Annotated in this window: 2 protein-coding genes; both read right to left on the bottom strand. The window is 71.1% G+C overall.

Annotation, left to right across the window (positions count from 1 at the left end):
- The coding region (locus VF468_15290; protein HEX5879658.1) for a wax ester/triacylglycerol synthase family O-acyltransferase at nt 1-1,341 on the bottom strand (1,341 nt) is incomplete at its 3' end.
- A 47-nt stretch (nt 1,342-1,388) separates the two neighbouring features.
- Complete coding sequence (locus tag VF468_15285) at nt 1,389-2,579, bottom strand: alpha/beta fold hydrolase (protein HEX5879657.1); 1,191 nt, start codon at nt 2,577-2,579, stop codon at nt 1,389-1,391.
- Nucleotides 2,580-2,685 lie beyond the last annotated feature (106 nt).

The following is a 2,685-nucleotide window of genomic DNA, read 5'->3' as shown; positions in this document are numbered from 1 at the left end:
CACGCCCTGGGTGAACACCTCCAGGTCCGGGCAGCCGTCCCGGTCGGCGACGGCGGTGAGGTTGAGCTGCCCGGCGTAGGACACCACGGCGACGACCAGGGTCCGGTTGCCCATCGTCGGCATCATGGGGAACAGCTCCAGCAGCCGCGCCCCGGCCAGGTACAGCGGCACCGGCGGCCCCGGGGCGTTGCTCACGACCAGGTTGACCGACCGCTGCCGGGGAAAGTGCCGGTACCAGGCGCGCTGGACGGCGATGAACCGGAAGATCCCGGTGCCCGCCTCCGGACGCGGCTTGTGCTTGCGGGCGGCCGTCTCGGCCGCGATCCGCTCGAGCCGGCGGACCGGGTCGGGCTCGCCCAGCGGCAGCGGCACCATCATCCACCCGGGCTGGTTGCCCTGGGCCTGCCCCGGCTGCTCGTGGTGCACGGAGATGGTCACCATGGCCCGCTGCATGAGCCCCCGGACGTCCTCGCCGCGGCTGGCCAGGAGCTGCCGCAGGCCGCCGGCCACCGCGGCCAGGACCACGTCGTTGACCGTCGCGTGGTGGGCGTGGGCGAGCTGCTTGGTGCGATCCAGGCGGCCGCGGACGATGGCCAGCCGGCGGCGGGTGCCGACCGGATGGTTCAGGCTGGTCGGTGGGGCAGGCTTGTCGGCAAGGACTTCCCGCCACGCCGGCCAGGCCGCTTGGGCCCGGCGGAGCGTCCTCCTGGGATGGGCCAGGCCCGACCAACCGCGACCCAGTTCCTGGCGGCGCCGGCGCAGGTTGTCGCGGAGCAGCTCACCGGCGGTCGGGATCGGGGTCGGCGTCCACGGTGGCGCGGCCGGACTCGGCGCGTCGGGGGTCAGGTCCAGCAGTGCCCCGAAGGCGGCCGCTGCCGCGGCGCCGTCGGCAACGGCGTGATGCAGCCGCAAGAGCGCGCCGACCCGTCGCTGTGGCAGGCCGGGCAGCAGCCACAGCTCCCACAGCGGCCGGGCCAGCTCCAGCCGCCGGCGGGCCAGTTCCTGGCATGCCTCCAGCAGCTGGGCCTCGTCGGCGGGAGGGCCAAGTGGGTGGACTCGGATGTGGTCGGCGAGGTCGAAGCAGGGAGCGTCGACCCACAGGGGCCAGCCCAGCCCCAGCCGGGGCCGGGACAGCAGCTGCCGCAAGCGCGGCACCGCGGCCAACCTTGGCTCGAGGTGCCGGCGGACCGCCTCGATCCGGAGGTGACCGTCGCGGTCGAGCAGGCCGGTGCCGTCCAGGATGGCCAGCCCGCCGATGTCGCTGGACCAGCCGTGGTCGTCCCACAGCAGCATGAACAGGTCGGATGCGGTCAACCGGTCCAGGAGCCGTGGCTCGGCCATCACGCCACCCCTCTCTTCGTCCATGCGGTCAGCGCATCACCGCTCGATCACGCCGTCGCGGCCTGCGGGAGGAGACCGAGCTGGGCCGCGATCCCCAGGTAGTCGTAGTACAGGTTGTCGACGACGATCTTTCCGTCGCGCATCTGCACGAACTCCATGCCCTTGACCTCCACCCGCTTGCCGGTGGGCGGGAGCTCGGTGCCATCCGGCAGCAGGAACGGACCGGTCTGCGTTCCCGCGAAGGTCCACTCGTCCGCGAACGCGTCGCCCTGCTCGACGAAGCTCCTCACGGTGTGGACGGCATCCGGGACAGCGACCAAGTCCTGGGCGAGCCGCGCCCGGATCGCGTCCCGGCCCTCGAAGATGCCATCGGGCATGATCTGGACGGCGTCTTCGGCGTACAGCTCCATGACGGCGTCGAGATCACCCGCGTTGTACCGCTCGACGTAGTAGTCCAAGAGCTCACTGTAGGCGCTCATCTTCTGCTCCTTTCCGATGGTGTCGGCGACCAGTCGGACGAAGTTGGTTGTTGCATCGAAGGGCGCTGCGTGGCCGGCCCCTTCGATGCGATGCGTTCTCGCATCGGGGATGGCAGCGGCGAGCGATCGGACGAGCCGGAACATGCTGGTGGGGCTCCGCGCGCCGTAGCTGCACACCACTGGGACATGGACGGTCGCGAGCTCCGTCCGGGACGGATAGACGCCGATGGAGTTGCGGAAGTCCGTTAAGGCTGCCCTGGCGTTGTCCCTGGCGACCCGCCGCCACTCCTCGGGAAAGGCGTCCCAAGCGGTGCCACCGTCACGGTAGCTGTAGGCGGAGCGCAACAATGCCTCGGCGGCGTCGCTCTGGCGGCCGCGGAGAGCGAGCGATCCGATTCTGGCGAGCGCCGCGACCTGCGAAGCGGTAGGAAGATGCCGCGTGAATCGCCAGGGGAACTCATGGGCGATGACCGCCTGCACCAGGTCGGGACGACGCACCGCGAGGTCGACGGCGATGGCCGCCCCGGCGCTGGTACCGACCACGACGGCGGGCGGGGCCCGCAAGGACTCCAGGATCGCTGCAGCGTCGGCCGTATGCGTGGACATCGAATGTGCCGGTTGGCCGCCGGACCGGGCATATCCCCGGCGGTCGTAGGTGATCACTCGTCCGATCCGGGCGAGCTCCTCGGTCGCGTAGCCCCAGGTCGAGGCCGTCGACCCGGCAGGGTGAATCAGGAGGATCGGTACGCCCTCGCCCACCTCCTCGTAGTAGAGGTCGCATCCGTCCGACCTCACGGAACCCATAACCGGCCTCGTCCGAGAGGTCATGGGATCTCGACCTCGCTGACGCAGCTGACGGTCGTGC

It is taken from the genome of Actinomycetota bacterium, from assembly GCA_036280995.1.
Taxonomy (GTDB): Bacteria; Actinomycetota; CALGFH01; order CALGFH01; family CALGFH01; genus CALGFH01.
This window is presented reverse-complemented; position numbering and strand designations above follow the sequence as displayed.